This window comes from Flavobacterium agrisoli (assembly GCF_016522065.1).
Taxonomy (GTDB): Bacteria; Bacteroidota; Bacteroidia; order Flavobacteriales; family Flavobacteriaceae; genus Flavobacterium; species Flavobacterium agrisoli.
This window is the reverse complement of record NZ_JAEHFV010000002.1, coordinates 106,681-127,375: the sequence shown is the minus strand read 5'-3', so window position 1 is coordinate 127,375 and position 20,695 is coordinate 106,681. Positions and strand designations below refer to the sequence as shown.

Below are 20,695 nucleotides of genomic sequence, written 5' to 3'. Positions count from 1 at the left end.
AATGACATACATAGATAGAGCATGGATAGAGCATGGATAAAGCATGGATAAAGCATGGATAGTGTATGAAAAAGTTCCTAAAACGATATGCCTAAAAAACCGCTTTTGAAACTACAAACAAAACACACCGCTCACATTTCTATCGTACTTTCTTTAATAAAATACCTAAGTTTGTAAAAAAGGAAGCAATGAACATCCTATTAGTAGAAGACGACAAACGAATAAGTGACTTTGTAGTGAAGGGTCTGCAAGAAAACGGCTTTACGATTCAGTTATGTACCAATGGCGTAAAAGCGCGCGAAATGCTATTTGCATCCGAATGGGATTTGGTTTTAATGGATATCATGTTGCCCGATATTAGCGGAGTAGAATTGGTGAAATTAGTACGTTTCAAAAAAAAAGCCGTGCCAATTATCATGTTAAGCGCCTTGGGCGAACCCGATGATAAAGTAGAAGCCCTCGATGCAGGCGCCGATGATTATTTGGTAAAACCCTTTCATTTTAAAGAACTCATATCCCGAATAAACGCCTTGGCCCGACGCACTAAGTTCAATCAAGATAAACAGGCCAATACCTACACTTGTGGCAGCATCACCCTCAACGCCGACGAACACAAAGTAACCCAAAACAACTCCACTGTCGACTTATCGCCTAGAGAATACAAACTCCTGTTGTTTTTGATGGAAAATAAAAACAAAGTCATGTCTAGAACTCAAATTTTAGGCGCGGTTTGGGGCATAAATTACGATACCAATACCAATGTGGTCGATGTGTATGTTTCATATCTCCGAAACAAAATGAATCTGGAATCCTCGGTTTTACAAACTATCGTCGGAACGGGTTATATGTTAAAAGACCATTAAAAATGAAAATTCGCAACCGACTTACTTTATTATCTTCGGTGACTTTTAGTCTCGTTTTTATTACGGCGGCAATAATTATTTATGTGGCTTTTTACCAAAGTTCGCAGAAGCGAATTTTTGATAATTTACAGCGCATTTGCTTGCTTTCGGCAATTTATTACCTCGAAAAAGACGAATTACCCATTACCGAACATATTCAGATTAGAGAACAATACAACGAGAATATTCAGGATGTTTTGGTGGGAATTTACAACGAAAACAATCAAGTGCAATACGGTTCACATTTGAGCTTTAACAGTATTACACCTCAAATACTCAAACAAGTTCGAAAGGATAAAAAAATAAAATTCGAATCAAAAAACCATTTCTACTTTGGTATTTTTTATCAAGATAATCAAGGCGATTTTGTGGTTTTTGTACAGGCCAATGACCAAGAATTTAAAACCCAAAACCACCAATTAATGGTTATTATGGCAGTCGTATTGCTACTAGGATTGTTGGTTATTTACCTGCTGAGTTTCTTTTTGTCTAAAGTGGCTTATAAACCGGTTCACGACATTGTCAAACAAGTCAATGCCATCGAAGCCTCGTCTTTAGATCAAACAATGGTCAATTTAAATACCAAAGATGAATTGCAATATTTGACCGAGAGTTACAATAATTTGCTGCAGCGTTTGGCCAACACTTTCAAGATGCAAAAAAATTTCATCAATTATGTTTCGCACGAATTCAAAACGCCTTTGGCTTCTATTACCGGCCATTTGGAAGTGTTTGGTCAAAAGGAACGGAGCTCGGCCGAATACCACGAAACCTCACAAAAAGTATTGCAAAATGTGCAGGAAATTGAAGAAATTTTAAACACTTTACTACTCGTTTCTGGACTTAAAACCGAAACTGGACAAAAGGAAATTTTTAGAGTAGATGAATTAATTTGGGATATAACCGATAAATTGGCCAATAACAACCAACTCGAAGCCGGGCGACTGAAAGTTGTTTTCGATATTAAGCAAGAAAGCAAACTCACCGTAAAAGGGAATGAATCCGAAATTGCTATTGCCGTATACAATATAGTAGAAAATGCCATTAAATATTCTGAAAAATCCATCGAAATTCAGCTGCTGTTAGATCAGGAAAAGGTACAACTTAAAATTACCGATTCGGGTCGCGGTATCAATAACGAAGATTTGGAACACATTAAAGAAACTTTTTTCAGAGGAAGCAATGTGGGCAAGGTGCAAGGAACCGGTTTGGGACTTTCGCTAGCGGCTATTTTATTGGCCAAAAACAACATCGATTTTAAAATTACTTCTGTCGAAAACGAAGGAACAACGGTTACGCTTACTTTCGCAAAACTCTAATCGAATTCTAATTCGTTCTCATCAATTTCTAATGTAACTTAAAGAAGGGCTTAATACCCACACACTAGTTTTGCTTTTAATTAAATAGCAAACTTTTGAAACGATTCGTTATACCTTTTGTAGTTCTGTTTTCTTATGTAAGTCACGCCCAAAATTCGGTGTTGGATACTTTACGGTTAAAACGGAATGACGCCGAAATCTTGTTGTTGCAAAACAATTTGGGTTTGTTGGCCGAAAAACTAAATATCGACATTGCCCAAGCGCAAATTATTCAGGCAAAAGTCTGGCCCAATCCCACTTTATCTGTCAACGAATTTAATTTGTGGAGTAATGCTACCTCCGAACAATTACCCGTTTTATGGGGGAATTATGGAAGAAATCAGGAATTTGGAGCCAGCATTGAACAGTTGTTGTATACCGCTGGCAAAAGAAAAAAAATGATTGCCATCGAAAAAGTGGGCGCTGCAATGGCCGAGGAATATTACAAAAATGTGCTTCGGAATCTTAAAACCGAATTCCGAAACAACCTTTCGTTGCTGCAATTCAACCAATCCAAAAAAGCAATTTATCAAAACCAATTGGAAGCCGTTTCCAATTTGATACGGGCTTATTCCAAACAAATGCAGTTAGGAACCATTAGTCAAGCTGAGTTTATTCGGCTTAAAGCTACCGAATTATCTTTTTTAAACGAAATAAGTACCATCGAAATAGACCAAAATGCATTGCAAAACGAAATGCGAAAATTGCTTCAATTGCCGGCTTATACCTATATCGAAATTGTCGGTAACGGATTAGTTCCCGACTTGGAATCCATTAAAAAATTTGATCTTCAAAAAAGTGTAGAACAATTGGTTCAAAATCGGCCCGATGTACAATTGGCTAGTTTAAACACGCAATACCATTCTAAAAAATTAGACTACGAAAAAGCCCTACGCACACCCGATGTTACAGTAGAAGCCTCGTACGACCGAGGTGGAAATATCATGAACAATTTCGTAGGCTTCGGGTTTTCGATTGACCTTCCTTTTTTTGATCGAAACAAAGGCAATATTTCGGCGGCAAAATGGGCTGTGGATCAAAGTAAATTGAATAACGAAGCGCAAATTAATAGTGCCAAATCGGAAATCATCATGGCGTATCAAAATTTTGAAATCGTGAAAAAACGTTACGAAAATGTAGACGAGAATTACGAAGAGAACTTAGATCAAATCCTAGCTAGTTATTACACCAATTTTCAAAAAAGAAACATCAGTTTACTGATTTATCTGGATTTTGTTGAAGCATATTTAAACAATAAAACCATTTTATTGGAAACAAAAAAAGAATTAAATGATCGTTTAGAAATGCTTAAAAATGTGAGCGGTCAAGAACTAAATTAATCAACATGAAACAACATTTTGTAGTCCACTTATCTCTTTTAGTACTCCTTTTTGGTTGTGCTCAAAAACAAGAAGAAACAGCCAAAACCGTACCTGCTTTTTGTATAACGCCCGAATTAAAAAAACAAATCACCATAGAAACCGTGCAAAAAAGAGCCGTTTCCGAGAGTTTTGCCTTAACTGGGAATATTGAATACAATGCCGACGATGTGGTGCAATTTTCGAGTTTGGTGAGTGGTTTAATAACCAACACTTTTTTTTCGTTAGGCGATTATGTCAAAAAAGGACAGGTTTTAGCCGAAATAAAAAGCAGCGAATTAAACAGTTTGCAAGCCGAACAAAAAACGTTGCAAGCGCAAATTGGCGTGGCAAAACGCAAGTTACAAACTACTCAGGTTTTGTTTGAAGATAAAATAGCTTCCGAATCAGAATTGGTAGAAGCGCAAAGCAATTTGGATGTGTTGGTGGCTTCTTTGCATAATGTGCAACAAAATTTAGCCTTGTACAGTGCAAGCTCCGAGAAATCGGTTTTTCAAATCAAAGCGCCGGTTGCTGGGTTTATTGTATCCAAAAACATGAGTCCCGGCATGCAAATTAACAACGAAGAGATTCCGCTTTTCACCATTTCAAATCTTTCTAAAGTTTGGGTGATGGCCAATGTGTATGCTACTAATTTAAAAGATGTACACGAAGGAATGCAGGTGCAAATTACCATTCCGGCTTATCCAAACACTATTTTTAGCGGAAAAATCACCAAGCTTTCGCAGGTTTTTGAATCGGATGAACATGTTTTAAAAGCCCGAATTGTAATGGATAATGCTAATTTAAATTTAAAACCCGGATTAACGGCCGATGTACGCATTGCTAAAAAAAGCAGTACAACCGAGTTGGCATCGGTGCCTACGAGTGCCTTGATTTTTGACAACAACCAAAATTATATACTCATTTACAAAGACGATTGCCGTTTAGAATGTCGAAAAATTGACCTCAAAGTAAAAAATGCTGATTTTTTGTATTTCGAAAATGGTGTTAGCGAAGGCGAAAAAGTAATTACCAAAAATCATTTACTGATTTACGAACAGCTAAAAAACAACAGCTTGACGGCTTCTAAATAATGTCCGTTTTTAAAAATTGATTATGCAAAAATTAGTTCAAAATATCGTTTCCTTTTCACTAAAAAATTCGCTAATAATATTCTTTTTAACAGCAGCACTTTTGGTGGCGGGTGTAGTTAGTTATATAAAAACACCCATCGAAGCTTTTCCAGATGTAACCAACACACGAGCACGAATCATTACGCAATGGCCAGGTCGTAGTGCCGAAGAGGTCGAAAAATTCATCACCTTACCCATCACCAAAGCCATGAATACAATTCCGAAAAAAGCGGAGGTACGTTCCATTTCGCTGTTCGGATTGTCGGTGGTGACCGTTTTATTTGAGGATGAGGTAGCAGATTTTTATGCGCAACAATACGCTTCTAACCGATTGCATAATATTGAATTGCCAGAAGGGAGTGATGCTGAAATTGACCCACCATCTGGGGCAACGGGCGAAATTTTCAGATACGTTATCAAAAGCGATTTGCCGATAAAAGAAGTTACGGCTTTACAAGATTGGGTTATCGAACGCGAATTGGTTTCGGTTCCTGGAGTGGCCGATGTTGTGAGCTTTGGTGGCGAAGAAAAAACCTTCGAAATTAAAATCAACCCCACCGAATTGAGCAATTACGATTTATCGGCTTTAGATGTTTTCGAAGCTGTTTCCAAAAGCAACATCAACGTTGGGGGCGATGTCATTCAGCGTGGCAATCAAGCGTATGTAGTGCGTGGAGTTGGATTGATTGATAAGGTTGACGATATTGGCAATATTTTAATCAAAACGGTCAAAAACACCCCCATATTGGTTAAACATGTTGCCGAAGTTTCCATTTCTGCAAAACCGCGTTTGGGACAGGCTGGTTTGGATCAAGACAGCGATGTAGTCGAAGGAATTGTAATCATGCTGCGAGGCGAAAATCCAGGCGATGTAATTCAAAAATTACGCGAAAGAGTAATCGAATTAAACGAAAGAATTCTGCCCTCGAATGTACAAATTGTGCCTTTTATCGACCGTACCGAATTGGTGAATCACACCGTGCATACCGTTAGCAAAAACTTAGTTGAAGGTGTTTTATTGGTGTCTTTAATCGTATTTATCTTTTTATACAATTGGCGTACCACGGTAATTGTGGCATCGGTTATTCCGCTAGCTTTTTTGTTTGCCATCATCATGTTGCGCATTCAAGGACTGCCTGCCAATTTAATTTCGATGGGAGCTTTAGACTTCGGTTTGCTGCTCGAAGGAACCCTTGTAATTGTAGAGCAGGTTTTTGTTTCGCTCGAAACTAAAGCGCATCAAATTGGCATGGAACGGTTCAATAAAATGTCTAAAATGGGACTTATAAAAAAGAGTGTTGGCAGTGTGGCAACTTACATCTTTTTTGCTTTAATCATTTTAATTGTAGCCCTTTTACCGATTTTTTCTTTCCAAAAAGTCGAAGGAAAAATGTTCTCGCCTTTGGCTTTTACATTAGGATATGCCTTATTAGGGTCGCTAATTTTATGCTTGACTTACGTGCCAGCCATGTGCAAAGTCTTGCTAACGAAAAATATTGTAGAGAAAGAAAATAGGATTACTCGTTTTTTTAGAGAAAATTTATTCCAATTGTTTTTGTTTAGCACGGCCAAAAGAAAATGGACAATTGGTTTGTTTTTAGCTTTACTTCTTCTTTGTATGGGAAGATTTGCTTTTTACGGTTCCGAATTTATTCCGAAATTGAACGAAGGGGCTATTTACCTTCGAGCGACTTTGCCCAACAGTATTAATCTCGATGAGTCGGTTCGGTTAACGCAAGAAATGAAAAAATCCATTCGCGATTTTGACGAAGTAAAGTTTATTTTGTCGCAAACCGGCAGACCCAATGACGGAACTGATCCTACCGGTTTTTTTAATATCGAATTTCACATCGAATTAAAACCCGAATCGGATTGGAAAAGAAAAATCAGTAAAAACGAACTCATAGCCGAGATAAAAGAAAAGCTAGAAATTTATCCCGGAATTAATTTCGGATTCAGTCAGCCTATTCAAGATAATGTCGAAGAATACGTGGCTGGAGTAAAAAGTCCGTTGGTGATTAAAATTTTTGGAAACGATTTGTTTGAATTAGAAGCCATGGCTCAAAAAGTAGCTAACTGTATCGAAAAAGTACGCGGTATAGAAGATGTAAACGTGTACAAAAATATCGGTTTACCCGAACTCCGAATTCAATTGCACGACGAAAAAATGGCCCGTTACGCCATCACCACTGCCGACGCACAGGCAGTAATTGCAATGGCCATTGGAGGGCAGGCGGCTTCTACATTTTACGACCAAGAAAAAATGTTTGACATCCGCATTCGCTTTCAAAAAGAATATCGGAATTCTAAAGAAAAAATTGAAAGTATTTTGATTCCGACTACCGATGGAAAACGAATTCCGTTAAAAGAAATCGCTACGATTGATTACCAAACGGGACCGACTTTTATTTACAGAGAAGGCAACAGTCGATATATTGCCATTGGCTTTAATATCGAAGGAAGGGATTTAGGCAGTACCATTGTTGAGGCCAAAAAAAAGGTAGAAGCCGAAGTGCATTTGCCGAAAGAAAACGTAATGAAATGGGCCGGTGAGTTTGAAAGTAAAGAACGCGCCACCAAACAATTGGCGTTAATTGTTCCGGTAGTTTTGGTGCTCATTTTGTTTTTGCTGTATTTTAATTTTGGTAATTTTAAGGATACACTTATTGCTGTAAGTACCATGCCGTATGCCTTTATTGGAGGGTTTATATCGCTTTGGGTTACGGGTACTGTTTTTGGAATTTCGGCCGGTATCGGATTTATAATTTTGTTTGGAGTAAGTGCTATCGATAGCATTGTGTTAATCGGAATTATCAAAGAAAATCTAAAGAAAAAAATGCCGTTAAAAGAAGCCATTTCAAATGGTGTCTATAACCGAATTAGACCTATTGTGATGATTGCATTAATGGGTTCTTTGGGACTTTTGCCTGCGGCGCTCTCCACCGGAATGGGCTCTGAAATTCAAAAGCCGTTGGCCATTATGATTGTGGGCGGATTATTGGTTTGTATGATTTTATCGTTAACCGTTTTGCCGCAAGTGTTTTATTTAAGTTATAAAAACAAACAGAAATAACACTAGAACGATTTTTAGTTTACAGCTACTAGAACTTTTTTGTGGAGCTTTTCCTTTATTCAAAATGAATATAATATGACGGTTTTATTTTTTACGCTCGCGGTGCTTGTAGGCGCAGTCGTAGCAGGTTTTGTTGGTTCTTTGTCGGGCTTAGGTGGTGGTATAGTGATTATTCCGCTATTGACATTGTTGTTAGGAGTGGATATTCATTATGCCATCGGCGCGGCATTGGTTTCGGTAGTGGCTACTTCAACCGGTGCTGCTGCGGCTTATGTTAAAGAAGGAATAGCCAACATACGATTGGGTATCTTTTTAGAAATTTCCACCACTTTAGGTGCTATTGTGGGTGCCCTGCTTTCGGCAGTTTTACCAACTTCATTTATTGCAATTGTATTTGGTTTAACCCTTTTGTTTTCGGCATTTAATTCGCTCAGAAGAAAACAAGAACGCATTATTTTGGAGTCGAGTTTAATGGCTCAAAAACTACAACTAGCCGCAACGTATCAAGATCACAAAGGGAAACACATTCCGTATGGCGTTCAAAATGTTGTGGGCGGTTTCACTATGATGGGAGTGGCTGGCATGATGTCGGGTTTGTTGGGGATTGGTTCTGGTGCTTTTAAAGTAATTGCGATGGATACCATTATGAAAATTCCGTTTAAGGTATCCACAACCACCAGTAATTTTATGATGGGCGTAACGGCAATGGCCAGTGCGCTTATTTACATTCAAAAAGGGTATGTGGTACCCGCTATTTGCATGCCAGTAGTTATAGGTGTTTTGTTAGGTGCGTTACTCGGAACCAGGGTTTTGCTAAAAACAGATACACAAAAGCTAAAGGTGTTTTTTGCCGTCTTAATTATGTTCTTGGCTTTAAACATGATTTACAACGGATTTACAGGAAAAATATAAATAGTATGGAATACGAACAACAGAATAAATCACAACTCATTATTGGTAATTTACTTCGATTTGGAGTTTGGTCAGCTTTGGCGGTTACCTTTTTGGGAGGGGTTTTGTATTTGATACAACACGGCAACGAATATGAAAATTATGCCGTTTTTAAAGAGGTAGATTCTAGTATGGTGCGTATCTTTTCAACTTTTTTTTCGGGATTGTGGCAGGGTGAAGCTGAGGCTATCTTGTTTTTAGGAATAGTGTTGCTTTTTTCCATTCCCTTATTGCGATTGGCTATTTCGTTACTGCTTTTTTATTTGCAAAAAGATTTTTTATATGTCGGAATTACTTTAGCGGTAATCCTTATTATTGGTTGCAGTATGGCACTCGGATATGCGCATTAAACGATAAATAAAGTAGTCCTAGTTATAATTTTAAATCGAATTTAAGTAAAATTTTCCTTGTTTTAGGGAGAAAAATCCATGCAGGATAGAGCAGGACGGTGAGTAGGTTTCATATTGTTAATTTGGCATAACTAACTTATAACCAAATTTCTATGAAAAAACCTGCTTTTGCTCTTAAGCATCTGCTTAAGGCAGTATTGCTGTGTGGTGTAACCAGCCTAACACAACAAATTAGTGCCCAACAAACTTTAGCTTTTCCAGAGGCCACAGGCTTCGGTAGGTACACAACAGGAGCCCGAGGCGCGACCAATCCTCAAGTGTATTTAGTGACCAATTTAAACGACAGTGGTGCCGGATCCTTTCGAGATGCGGTGAGCCAGCCCGGTCGTTTTGTGATTTTTAAGGTGGGAGGTATCATTAATTTACAATCGCAAATTGTGGTTTCTCCCAATACCACTATTGCGGGACAAACCGCTACAGGCGAGGGAATTGTACTTTTAGGACCTCGCGTTACTTTTACAGGCGCCAGTAATACCATTGCACGCTATTTGCGAATTCGATATGGTGGAACTTCGCAAAATCAAGATGCTTCGGGGCTTTCTAACGGAGCCAATATGATTTTTGATCACATGACTTTTACCTGGGGAACCGATGAGGTTTTCTCTATAAACTGGGATAACAAAGGGTTGAGTCCAGATAATATTACCATTCAGAATTCCATTATAGGTCAAGGGTTACACCGCCACAATCATTCGGCAGGAGGCTTAATTCAACCTGCAGACGGAAAAGTGAGTTTAATTGGTAATTTGTACATCTGCAATAAAACCCGCAACAACAAAATAAAAGGCATCAACGAGTTTGTAAACAATGTGGTGTACAATTGGGGAAATTATGGGAATACATACGGCCATACCGAATCGGGTGATGCTTATATTATGGGAGGTGACTCGGCTGGTCGTTCGGATGTAAACATCATTAATAATTATTTTATTGGAGGGCCCAATACTAGTTCGACAGTTTCGACTCCTTTTAACAGAGGAAATGATAATTTTTCGTTGTATGGTGCAGGCAATTTCTTTGATAATAATAAAGATGGTGTTTTAAACGGTACTGAAGTTCCACAAGATTTAACGGGTTATCCAACGGGCGATATAGCCACGCTTTTGTCCACTCCTTATGATTATCCAATGAAGGCACCATCCTTGTCGGCTCAAGCAGCCTTTGATCAAATTGTGGCCAGTGTGGGCGCTTCTTATCCCCGAAGAGACCAAGTCGATCAATTGATGGTTAACGATTTGATGTCTAAAGGCACCACAGCAACGTATGTGTACGTACAATCGGATTTAACTTCAAAATTCGGATTTAGTAATGGAGGAGCAGGCCATGTATATGGAGCACCAGCACCTTTGGATACCGATAACGACGGAATGCCGGATAGTTGGGAAGACGCAAACGGACTCAATAAAAATGTAAATGACGCTGTAAATGTAAGTGCCACTCAGGCTCCTTATTTGAATATTGAAGTGTATATTAATGGGTTGACTTCTCAAACGCCAACCGATTTTATTATTCCCCCAACCGATATTACGTTTAGCAATTCAGTGTCAAATGAAACGCCTCCTTCGAGTTCGTTTACCGTCAATTGGGGAGATAATGCAACCAACGAAACTAATTATGTGCTAGAACGTTCTACAAACGGTACCGATTTTACCATAATAGCCACCTTAAATGCGAATATGGAGCGTTATGATGAAACCGGGCTAACACCCAACACCCAATATTACTATCGTGTAAAAGCTATTAACGCCACCGAAAGTTCGGTTTACACCAAAACAGCAACCATTACTACGGCTCCCATCCCTACTGCACCAGCTAAAACCACAACACCTTTTCCTGCAACAGCGAATACAAATGTAGAGTTATCAAATGGGACTACCGTTTTAAAATGGAGCGGAAGCGCCAATACCACCTCCTATTCAGTTTATTTCGGAACCGATGCTGCACACTTAAATAAATTGGCAGATGTACCGTATGTGGCTAATGCATCGTATTCAGTTTCGAATGTATTGGCTGCGACCAATTATTTTTGGCGTGTAGATGCAACGAACGAAAAAGGAACTGCTACCGGAGATGTGTGGACATTTAGCACCCTAACACCGGCTTTGGTAGGACATTGGCCTTTTCAGGAAACGGCTTTGCAAGGGGAACAAATTGCCGATGTTTCGGCTAATGCTAACAACGGACTTTTGGATGTGGCTTACGATAACGAAACTACAAGAGTATCCGGAAAAGTAAACAATGCAATCAGTTTTATCAATGGTCCGACAAACACACCGATGGTTAAAATCCCGAATCAGGAGTATCTTTTTTTTGATACTAATTCGTTTACCCTTTCTTTTTGGATGAAAGCCGATGCAAGTTTATTACCCGCATCGTCTTCTATTAGCGCCTATATTTTATGCAAAGGTTCCATGACAAAAAACACAACTACTGGTGCCACTGGAAAGCGATTTAACCTAGAAGTAAAAGGTGGACTTTTGCGTTTTGCAATTGATGATGATAAAACCAAAAAGGAGTTGACTACTGCAGTAACGCCTTATTTTTCGGGTAATTGGGTTCATGTGGTGTTGATGCGTGACATGATTAATCGAAAACTAAAATTATACACCAATGGTTCTTTTACCGCCGAGTTAGACGAATCGGCCGTGACCGGAATCGGGGAACCTACAGACCTAGTTATTGGCAACATTGGCGAATTGGAATTAGCAGCAGGAACTACTCCAGCTCCTTACAAAGGATTATTTGATGAGTTAAAAATCTACAATTATCCTTTAGAAGCTCCTCAAATTCAGGCGCTTTTTGCAGATGTTTTATTGAGCAATACTAAATTTACGGATAAAGCCGATGTTATAAAAGTATATCCAAATCCTGTTAGTGAAACTATTTTTGTTACAGTACCGCAATCTTCAATGGCAGTTGTTCAGGCTACAGTATTTGATTTGAGCGGAAAAATAGTGCTTTCGCAAAAAATAAATCCGCAAGACAACGGACACTTGCGTATCGATATAGCAAACAAAAATTTATCGGGAATCTATATTTTAAATGTAGTTGGAGAAAATTTCAACCAAAATTTTAAAATTATAATTAAGTAAAATTTAGATAATACCCAAATGTTGGCTAAGAGTTTTTTTTTCGCTTTTAGCCAACATTTTTTATGTAAGTTTCTTGTTTATTCTTTTAAAAAAGTAATAATTATGTAATGGAAACCTCAATTTTAAATTTTATTTTTACCCATATAAATAAAAAGAAATGGCATCAGGAATATTCGCCGTATTAGATGATATTGGCGCACTTATGGACGACGTAGCGGTAGCAAGCAAAATTGCAACCAAAAAAACGGCCGGAATTTTAGGAGATGATTTGGCGGTAAATGCCGAAAAAGCAACAGGTTTTTTATCCTCGCGCGAGCTGCCTGTTTTATGGGCCATTACCAAAGGCTCCTTTATCAACAAACTCATCATTATTCCGATTGCGCTGTTGTTAAATGTGTTTTTTCCAGCGGCCATAAAAGGTGCTTTGATTTTGGGTGGTTTTTATTTGGCTTACGAAGGTGTCGAAAAAATTATCGAATATTTGTTTCATCGTCATGAAGCTGATTCTGCAGAAAAAACAATCGAAATAGACGAAACATCTAATGAAGATCTGGAAAAAACCAAAATCAAATCGGCCATTGTGACTGATTTTATACTCTCTGTCGAAATTGTCATTATTGCATTGGGAACTGTTTTAGAAGAGCCTTTATCCATTCAAATTATAACCGTTGCTGTAGTGGCTATTCTAGCAACAATTGGTGTTTACGGAATTGTAGCCTTAATTGTACGAATGGACGATGCTGGATATAAGTTAATTAAACGCTCTCACAACAAAGGTTTTTTTGCACAATTAGGCGCTTTATTAGTAAAAATGCTTCCCATAATTATAAAGTTTTTAGGATTTGTGGGTACTATAGCTTTGATTTTAGTTTCGGGTGGTATTTTTGAACACAACATCGAATACGTGCATCATCTCTGGGAAAATTGGCCCCTAACACTTAAAGAAGTTGTTTTAGGTCTGACCGCCGGATTGCTTGTATTTTGTATAATCGGTTTGTTCAAAAAACTGATGGAGTTGTTTAAGTTAAAAGTATAATGAAATAAGGTTCCGATTGGAGCCTTTTTTTATGGGCGTAATTTATTAGTAGACGTTTTCCTTTTTTAAATATTGTAGTAAAAATCTTTAAAAATTTAATTTTAAATTATAAGCTATTACAAATGAATTTGTTAACTTTAGCTAGTTAACCATAAAAATTTAAATTATGAAAATGAAATCTATTGTTTTTGGAATTTCGCTTGCGGTACTATTAGCGGCTTGCGGACCAAAAGATGCCGATATTGAAAAAGAAATTGCGTCTAAAATGAGTACCATGCCGGGTATGCAAGTAAGCGTAAAGGATGGAGTAGCGACGATTGCGGGAGTTTGTAAAGATGCTGCTTGTAAAGAAAGTTGCGAAGAAATTGCCAAAAGTGTAAAAGGAGTAAAATCGGTAGTGAACAATTGTGAGATCGCCTCATTTGAAGTGGTGGCGCCTCCCGTAGAAATTTCAAGCGATGAAATGTTGAATACTTCGGTAGCTGCTGTTTTAAAATCCTATGAAGGGGTAAGCGCTTCTGTAAACGATGGTGTGATTACGCTGACAGGCGAAATCAAACGCGATAATTTGCCAGGTTTAATTCAGAGTATGCAAGAATTAAAACCAAAAAAAGTCGAAAATCAACTAACCATTAAATAGAGAGCGATGAGTTTACAAGATAAATACGCAGAATTGATTGCAACCGGAAATACGTTAGGAATTGCCAATTGGCAAGTGCGCGAACAAGATCAGGTTTTGTACTTGGATGGAACCGCAAAATCGACTGCAGATAAAGATAAACTTTGGGAAGTGTACGGAAAATTAGATCCCGATTTTAGATCGGCCGATGTCGTAATGAATATTGCAATAGCCGAGGGAGCTGTGAGAGAATATACCGTAGTAAGCGGCGATTCGTTATCTAAAATAGGAAAAGCACACGGTGTTTCTTGGCAAAAAATTTACGAAGCCAATACTGATATTATCAAAAATCCGGACATCATTCAGCCGGGTTGGAAATTAAAAATACCCACAGCATAGTTTGTTAATTGGTTGTTTTAAAAGTCTGTCTTGGTTTTGACAGACTTTTTTATTTGTATACAAATCAAGTTACAATTGCGTTTCCTGAAAATGCTCGGGTGGGTACAATACTTAAATTTGTATCTTCGTTTAATAATAGTGGTTCAATTTTAATATATCTCCCAAAATGATGCGTTGGATTTTAAACAGTTGTTTTTTATTGCTTACTTTTTTTGCTTTTGCTCAAGACGAAACGACACTTAAAGATACAACTGCCGTAAAAATAGACTCGTTGTACCGAGAAGACCAATTTTATGTGAGTTTTACTTACAACCGAATTTTGGAGGCGCCAGAAGGATTTGATCAACAAAAATTCTCTGTCGGAATTTCGGGAGGATTTGTACGTGATATGCCCCTCAACAAACGCCGAAATATTGCTTTTGCTACGGGTTTGGGATTTACCTATAACAACTACTTTCAGAATTTAACCATCGAAAAATTTGGCGATTCTAAAATATATCACATTTCAGATTATAATGATTTTGACCGAAACAAATTTTCTAACTTTTTGTTAGATGTTCCTTTGGAGTTTCGTTGGCGAAGTTCTACCGCGCAAACCTATCGCTTTTGGCGCGTGTATTCGGGCTTGAAATTTAGTTATTTGCTATTTGATGCATCAGTTTTAAAAAATGCCTTGGGAAAAAATAAAATCAAAAACAATCCCGATTTTAATGATTTTCAGTACGGCGTTTATTTGGGTGCGGGTTTTAATACCTGGAATTTTTACGGATATTATGGCCTAAATACCTTGTTTAAAAAAGGACTTCAAACCACCGATGGACAAAACATCAACATTAGAGCATTAAATTTCGGAATCATTTTTTATATTTTATAAAACCCATTTAAAGCCACAAATACAAAAAAAGCAATTGCGGAAAAATACCAAAAGCGCAACCCAAACTCAGCTCAAAAGGAGAATGCGCTTTCATGACCAAACGTGAGGAAGCAACCACGCCATTCATCAGAATAAAAAAAGCAATCAAATACGGCATTTTAATTTGTAAATGCAGACTCAAACCAATTAAAAAAAGCGTTAAAGCACTAATTCCCAACATGTGCAAACTGGCCTTTATTTTAAAAAAAACCAAAATAGCTACACCCAATGTCGAAAATAAAGCACCTAGTAAAAAGAAATGCAATTCGGGATATCTTGTAACCAAAATGGTGCGTTTTACTAGCAAAATAAAAAGCAGGCATTGTAGTGCTAACGGAATTTTGCGTTGTGTTGTTTCTTTAATCATAACCGATTCGACCTTGCCTGTGGTTTGCAACAACAAAAAAAACAAAATAGGAATGACCACGGTTAGCAAAAAAACTTGTAATAAAATATAGAGTTTTTCTTGTGCCGCAAACACATCTTGTTTTAAAAAAAAGTAAAAAAGAGTCGCATATATCGAAATAAATATTGGGTGAAAGATATACGAGAAAATAGGGAGTAGCTTTTTCAATTTTTTTCAATTTTTGTTACAAACAAATATAAAAATTATGCTCACAATGGCTTGGTATATTAAAGTTAAAACGACCAAAAACACCATTTATTTGTGAATAAACTTTAAATTTGAGTTTTAAATCCCGCAATCATTTCTCAAATGAGTATACCGTTACAAAAAGCCATTACTGTTTTAAAGGCTGAGTTTATTGGACTTTCACCCGATTCAAGTTTTGATCATATTTCGATAGACAGCCGCTCATTGCAAAACGGAGAAGGTACGTTGTTTTTTGCGCTAAAAGGACCCAATCATAACGGACACGATTATATTGAAGACCTTATTTTAAAAGGAGTACAGCATTTTGTTGTAGAAGAAGTTCCCGAAAATAAAATCCCAAATGCCAATTTTTTAGTCGTACCCGATACCGTTAGGGCATTGCAAAAAATAGCGGCCTATTACCGTGGGTTATTTGATTTTCCTATTATTGGTTTAACCGGAAGTAATGGCAAAACTATTGTAAAAGAATGGCTCAATTTTTTGTTGAGTCCCGATTATAATATTATTCGAAGTCCCAAAAGTTACAATTCGCAAGTTGGGGTGCCTTTATCGGTAATTGCAATAAATGAAAAGCATAATTTAGGAATATTTGAAGCAGGAATTTCTACTATAAACGAAATGGATCATTTGCAACAAATTATCCAACCCACTATGGGTGTTTTAACCAAAATTGGTTCGGCACACGATGAGGGTTTCGAAAATAGATCCCAAAAAATTCTAGAAAAATTAAAGCTTTTTACCACAACACCACTTATTATTTATAAAAAAGATCCTTTGGTCGACGATAGTTTAACGGTCTTTTTAAAAGAAAATCCACTGATTGATCGGCAACTTTTTTCGTGGAGTTTTACCGATGAAACCGCAACGGTTTTAATTTTGAATGTCTTAAAAAGTTCAACTTCTACTCAGATTTTTTATCGATTTGCAAGTACAGAGAATCAAATTGAAGTACCTTTTCATGACGATGCATCGATTGAAAATGCTATTTCTTGTTTGATGGTTTTGCTTTATCTGAAATATCCGATTGAGGTGATTCAAAACCGAATGGCACTGTTGTACCCAGTGGAGATGCGTTTAGAAGTAAAAAACGGTATTCATAATTGCAGTATTATTGATGATAGTTATAGTTCCGATTTTCAATCGCTAAAAATTGCTTTCGATTTTTTAGAAAGCCAAAAGCAAAATCCGAAAAAAACGGTTATTCTTTCGGATATTTTTCAAAGCGGATTTTCTAATGAAGAGCTGTATTCTAAAGTGGCTCAATTGATAAAAGACAACCGTATTTCGAGAGTAATCGGAATCGGGAAAACCATTTCATCGTTTCAAAAACTGTTTTCGAATTGTACCGTTTTTGAGTCGACCCAAGCTTTTTTAGAACAATTTGATGATTTATCTTTTAATAACGAAACCATCTTGATAAAAGGTGCTCGCTCGTTTGAATTTGAACGAATTGTGCAACGTTTGGTATTAAAAACCCATGAAACAGTGCTCGAAATCGATTTGAATGCCATTAGTCATAACCTCAATTTTTTCAAATCGAAATTAGAGGAAAAGGTCAAAATTATGGTCATGGTCAAAGCTTTTGGTTATGGCAATGGCGGTTTAGAAATTGCTAAATTATTAGAGCATCATCAAGTAGATTACCTCGGAGTCGCTTTTGCAGATGAGGGAATTGCGCTTAAAAGTGGTGGTGTAAAAGTACCGATTATGGTGCTTAACCCCGAATCGACTAGTTATGAAGCCATCATTCAATACCAATTAGAACCCGAAATTTATAGCCTTAAAGGCCTCCATGCTTTTTTAAAAATTGCCAAGGAAAAAAAGTTGGAAAATTTTCCAATTCATATAAAATTGGATACCGGCATGCACCGTTTGGGCTTTGAAGCCAATACGTTGCCCGAACTGATAAACACATTAAAAGGCAATACCTCGGTTCGTATAACCAGCATTCTTTCGCATTTGGCTACTAGTGATGATCCACAGCATTTTGATTTTGCCAATGCGCAAATTGCGCTTTTTGAAAGCTTATCTTCACAATTAATTAGCCAATTGCAAATCAATCCGATTCGGCATATTTTGAACACTTCGGGTATTAGTAATTTTCCAAAAGCCCAATACGATATGGTGCGATTGGGAATTGGTTTATACGGCGTTTCGAACGACAGTAACGAGCAAAAATATTTAGAAAATGTCGGTACTTTAAAGTCGTTGATTTCGCAAATACGAACTATTCCGGCTGGCGATAGTGTAGGTTATGGTCGTCGATTTATGGCTGAAAAAACTACTAAAGTAGCTACCATTCCTATTGGTTATGCCGACGGAATTGCAAGGTTGTGGGGCAATCAAGTGGGGTACGTGGTAATTCACAATCAAAAAGCGCCCATTTTAGGGAGTATCTGTATGGATATGTTGATGGTGGATGTAACGGAAATAATTTGCCAAGAAGGAGACGATGTGATTATTTTTGGTGAAAGCCCTACCGTTGTTGAAATGGCAAACGCGATTCAGACCATTCCATACGAAGTTTTAACCAGTATTTCGCAACGTGTAAAAAGAGTGTTTTTTAGATAAAATCTTATATTTGTAACAAAATTAGCTTAAAAATAACCAAAAAATAGCTACTTTTAAAAATCAAATATTTTTTAAAATTTAATACAAATAGAGTTATGGGTTTCTTTGCAGACTTTAAGGCCTTTTTGATGAAGGGGGATATCGTAAATTTAGCAACTGCGGTAATCGTAGGTGGTGCTTTTGGTAAAATTGTAACATCGTTTACCAATGATGTTTTAATGCCTCCTATCGGATTGTTATTAGGAAAGGTTGATTTTAAAAATTTAAAATTAGTACTGCAAGACGGAATACCAGCCGTTACTGAAAATGGAGTCGAAAAGGTTCCTGCAGTTGCCGAAGTAGCTATTTATTATGGAGCGTTCATTCAAACTATTTTGGATTTTGTAATTATCGGGTTTTGTATTTTTATGGTATTAAAAGCCTACGAAAGAACTCAGAAAAAAGAAGAAGTTGCTGCTCCACCTGCTGGGCCAACTCAAGAAGAATTGTTAACCGAAATTAGAGATTTACTGAAGAAATAATTCCGCTACACTATGTCTAACTAAACCGCTTTATAACGAAGCGGTTTTTTTATTTGTTACAAATTAAACAATTTGTTAATTTTTGTGAACCCCCTTGTCTAACCTTTTATTATAGTTACTTTTGCTGCTCAAACTCAAAAAAATAATCTTTTTAAAAAAAATAAAAACTATGAGAATAGCGGTTGTAGGCGCCACCGGTATGGTAGGTGAAGTAATGTTACAAGTTTTAGCAGAGCGTAATTTTCCGGTAACAGAATTAATTCCGGTTGCTTCTGAAAAATCAGTGGGAAAACAAATTGAATACAAAGGACAACAATATACAGTAGTGGGATTGCAAACAGCGGTGGATATGAAGGCAGATATTGCTGTTTTTTCGGCAGGAGGAGATACTTCCTTAGAGTGGGCTCCAAAATTTGCAGCTGCAGGTACGACCGTAATTGATAATTCATCGGCTTGGAGAATGGATCCAACCAAAAAATTAATTGTTCCCGAAATCAATGCAACTGAATTAACTAAAGAAGATAAAATTATTGCAAATCCAAATTGTTCTACCATCCAAATGGTGTTGGCTTTGGCTCCTTTGCATAAAAAATACAACGTAAAAAGAGTAATTGTTTCTACTTATCAATCTATTACGGGTACTGGTGTAAAAGCGGTTCGTCAGTTAGAAAATGAATATGCAGGTGTTGATGGAGAGATGGCTTACAAATACCAAATTCACCGAAATGCGATTCCACAATGTGATGTTTTCGAAGAAAATGGATATACGAAAGAAGAGATGAAATTAGTTCGTGAAACTAAAAAAATCTTAAGTGATAATACTATTGCTGTTACGGCTACTGCAGTTCGTGTGCCAATCGTGGGCGGACATAGTGAAGCAATTAATGTTGAATTTTCAAATGATTTTGATCTTGCCGAAGTACGAAACATTTTAGAAAATACCGATGGTGTAGTGGTGCAAGACAACATCAAAGAGTTTGAATATCCGATGCCGCTTTTTGCTAAAGGTAAAAACGAAGTTTTTGTGGGAAGGTTAAGAAGAGATGAGTCGCAACCTAACACTTTAAATATGTGGGTGGTAGCCGATAACTTAAGAAAAGGTGCTGCTACTAATACCATTCAAATTGCCGAATATTTAATTCAAGCTGGATTAGTATAATCGCAAAAAACAACAACTTTAACCACCTAAACTGATAATTCTTCATGAAAATATTGGTTTAGGTGGTTTTCTTTTTAATGTTTCTGTATCTTTGCGACTCATGAAAAATAAACAGCTCATACTCTCTTTTACGTTGGCGGTTACGGTATTGTTCTCGATACTGTTTCAATCGATTCACAGTTATGAGCATTTAAAGCAGCAATTGGCTCAAGTCGATTGCCACCACCACTATAACACTGCCAATCATACTGAAATTACGCACAAGCACCATGCTTTTGAAATGTGTTCGGTTTGTCACTTTTCGTTCAGTTATAGTGTGGCGCCACAAGATTTTTCTTTTCAAGTCCTTCATTTTCAACAACTGCTGTCGTGTGCCATCATCATTCCCGATGGTATTATTTCTTTTTCAGGAAGCAGTTATTCCCTTCGAGGGCCACCTGTAATAGCGTAAAAACAATAGATTTAGTAGGTTTGTGTTATTTGTTTGAAAATCAATATTTTAAAACAATACAATTCTTTATTTGAGGTGTTTGTTTTGCTTCGTTTCTACAAAATCTATTCTAATTATTTAATCGAACTAAAGG

The 20,695-nt window shown here is 37.2% G+C and carries 17 protein-coding genes; 16 read left to right on the top strand and 1 reads right to left on the bottom strand.

Going from position 1 to position 20,695, the window contains the following annotated elements:
- The first annotated feature begins 188 nt into the window (after positions 1-188).
- The 12 genes from I5M07_RS05615 to I5M07_RS05560 all read left to right on the top strand — a co-directional run bounded on the left by I5M07_RS05615 (position 189) and on the right by I5M07_RS05560 (position 15,208).
- Complete coding sequence (locus tag I5M07_RS05615; protein WP_200105243.1) at positions 189-863, top strand: response regulator transcription factor; 675 nt, start codon at positions 189-191, stop codon at positions 861-863.
- Between the two features lie 2 nt (positions 864-865).
- On the top strand, positions 866-2,221 hold the full coding sequence (locus I5M07_RS05610; protein ID WP_200105242.1) for a sensor histidine kinase: 1,356 nt from the start codon (positions 866-868) through the stop codon (positions 2,219-2,221).
- A 95-nt stretch (positions 2,222-2,316) separates the two neighbouring features.
- The gene (locus I5M07_RS05605; protein WP_200105241.1) at positions 2,317-3,600 is read left to right on the top strand and encodes a TolC family protein; all 1,284 of its coding nucleotides are present in this window, start codon (positions 2,317-2,319) and stop codon (positions 3,598-3,600) included.
- Positions 3,601-3,605: 5 nt separating this feature from the next.
- Complete coding sequence (locus I5M07_RS05600) at positions 3,606-4,715, top strand: efflux RND transporter periplasmic adaptor subunit (RefSeq protein WP_200105240.1); 1,110 nt, start codon at positions 3,606-3,608, stop codon at positions 4,713-4,715.
- A gap of 22 nt (positions 4,716-4,737) precedes the next feature.
- On the top strand, positions 4,738-7,827 hold the full coding sequence (locus I5M07_RS05595; RefSeq protein WP_200105239.1) for an efflux RND transporter permease subunit: 3,090 nt from the start codon (positions 4,738-4,740) through the stop codon (positions 7,825-7,827).
- Between the two features lie 75 nt (positions 7,828-7,902).
- Positions 7,903-8,739 carry a sulfite exporter TauE/SafE family protein gene (locus I5M07_RS05590; protein ID WP_200105238.1) on the top strand — a complete coding sequence of 279 codons (837 nt, stop codon included), beginning with the start codon at positions 7,903-7,905 and terminating at the stop codon, positions 8,737-8,739.
- A gap of 5 nt (positions 8,740-8,744) precedes the next feature.
- On the top strand, positions 8,745-9,128 hold the full coding sequence (locus I5M07_RS05585) for a DUF1634 domain-containing protein (RefSeq protein WP_200105237.1): 384 nt from the start codon (positions 8,745-8,747) through the stop codon (positions 9,126-9,128).
- Between the two features lie 152 nt (positions 9,129-9,280).
- On the top strand, positions 9,281-12,280 hold the full coding sequence (locus I5M07_RS05580; protein WP_200105236.1) for a LamG-like jellyroll fold domain-containing protein: 3,000 nt from the start codon (positions 9,281-9,283) through the stop codon (positions 12,278-12,280).
- 157 nt (positions 12,281-12,437) lie between these two features.
- The gene (locus I5M07_RS05575; protein WP_200105235.1) at positions 12,438-13,316 is read left to right on the top strand and encodes a DUF808 family protein; all 879 of its coding nucleotides are present in this window, start codon (positions 12,438-12,440) and stop codon (positions 13,314-13,316) included.
- Positions 13,317-13,482: 166 nt separating this feature from the next.
- Positions 13,483-13,956 carry a BON domain-containing protein gene (locus I5M07_RS05570; RefSeq protein WP_200105234.1) on the top strand — a complete coding sequence of 158 codons (474 nt, stop codon included), beginning with the start codon at positions 13,483-13,485 and terminating at the stop codon, positions 13,954-13,956.
- 6 nt (positions 13,957-13,962) lie between these two features.
- The gene (locus tag I5M07_RS05565) at positions 13,963-14,334 is read left to right on the top strand and encodes a LysM peptidoglycan-binding domain-containing protein (protein WP_200105233.1); all 372 of its coding nucleotides are present in this window, start codon (positions 13,963-13,965) and stop codon (positions 14,332-14,334) included.
- Between the two features lie 166 nt (positions 14,335-14,500).
- Positions 14,501-15,208, top strand: coding sequence for a porin family protein (locus I5M07_RS05560; protein WP_233621964.1), 708 nt, complete (start codon positions 14,501-14,503; stop codon positions 15,206-15,208).
- A 7-nt stretch (positions 15,209-15,215) separates the two neighbouring features.
- Here the strand turns inward: I5M07_RS05560 and I5M07_RS05555 are convergent, their stop codons facing one another.
- Positions 15,216-15,821: a hypothetical protein gene (locus I5M07_RS05555; RefSeq protein ID WP_200105232.1), complete on the bottom strand. Its 606-nt coding sequence runs from the start codon at positions 15,819-15,821 to the stop codon at positions 15,216-15,218.
- A 141-nt stretch (positions 15,822-15,962) separates the two neighbouring features.
- Between I5M07_RS05555 and I5M07_RS05550 the strand changes: the two genes are divergently transcribed.
- The 4 genes from I5M07_RS05550 (at position 15,963) to I5M07_RS05535 (ending at position 20,562) form a co-directional block, all read left to right on the top strand.
- Positions 15,963-18,431: a bifunctional UDP-N-acetylmuramoyl-tripeptide:D-alanyl-D-alanine ligase/alanine racemase gene (locus I5M07_RS05550; protein WP_200105231.1), complete on the top strand. Its 2,469-nt coding sequence runs from the start codon at positions 15,963-15,965 to the stop codon at positions 18,429-18,431.
- A 95-nt stretch (positions 18,432-18,526) separates the two neighbouring features.
- Entirely contained in the window at positions 18,527-18,952 is a 426-nt protein-coding gene (gene mscL / locus I5M07_RS05545; protein WP_200105230.1) for a large-conductance mechanosensitive channel protein MscL, read from the top strand.
- A 169-nt stretch (positions 18,953-19,121) separates the two neighbouring features.
- Positions 19,122-20,111 (top strand): aspartate-semialdehyde dehydrogenase, encoded by a 990-nt coding sequence (locus tag I5M07_RS05540; protein ID WP_200105229.1) that lies wholly within the window; start codon positions 19,122-19,124, stop codon positions 20,109-20,111.
- A 100-nt stretch (positions 20,112-20,211) separates the two neighbouring features.
- Complete coding sequence (locus I5M07_RS05535; protein ID WP_200105228.1) at positions 20,212-20,562, top strand: hypothetical protein; 351 nt, start codon at positions 20,212-20,214, stop codon at positions 20,560-20,562.
- The last annotated feature ends 133 nt before the right edge of the window (positions 20,563-20,695 follow it).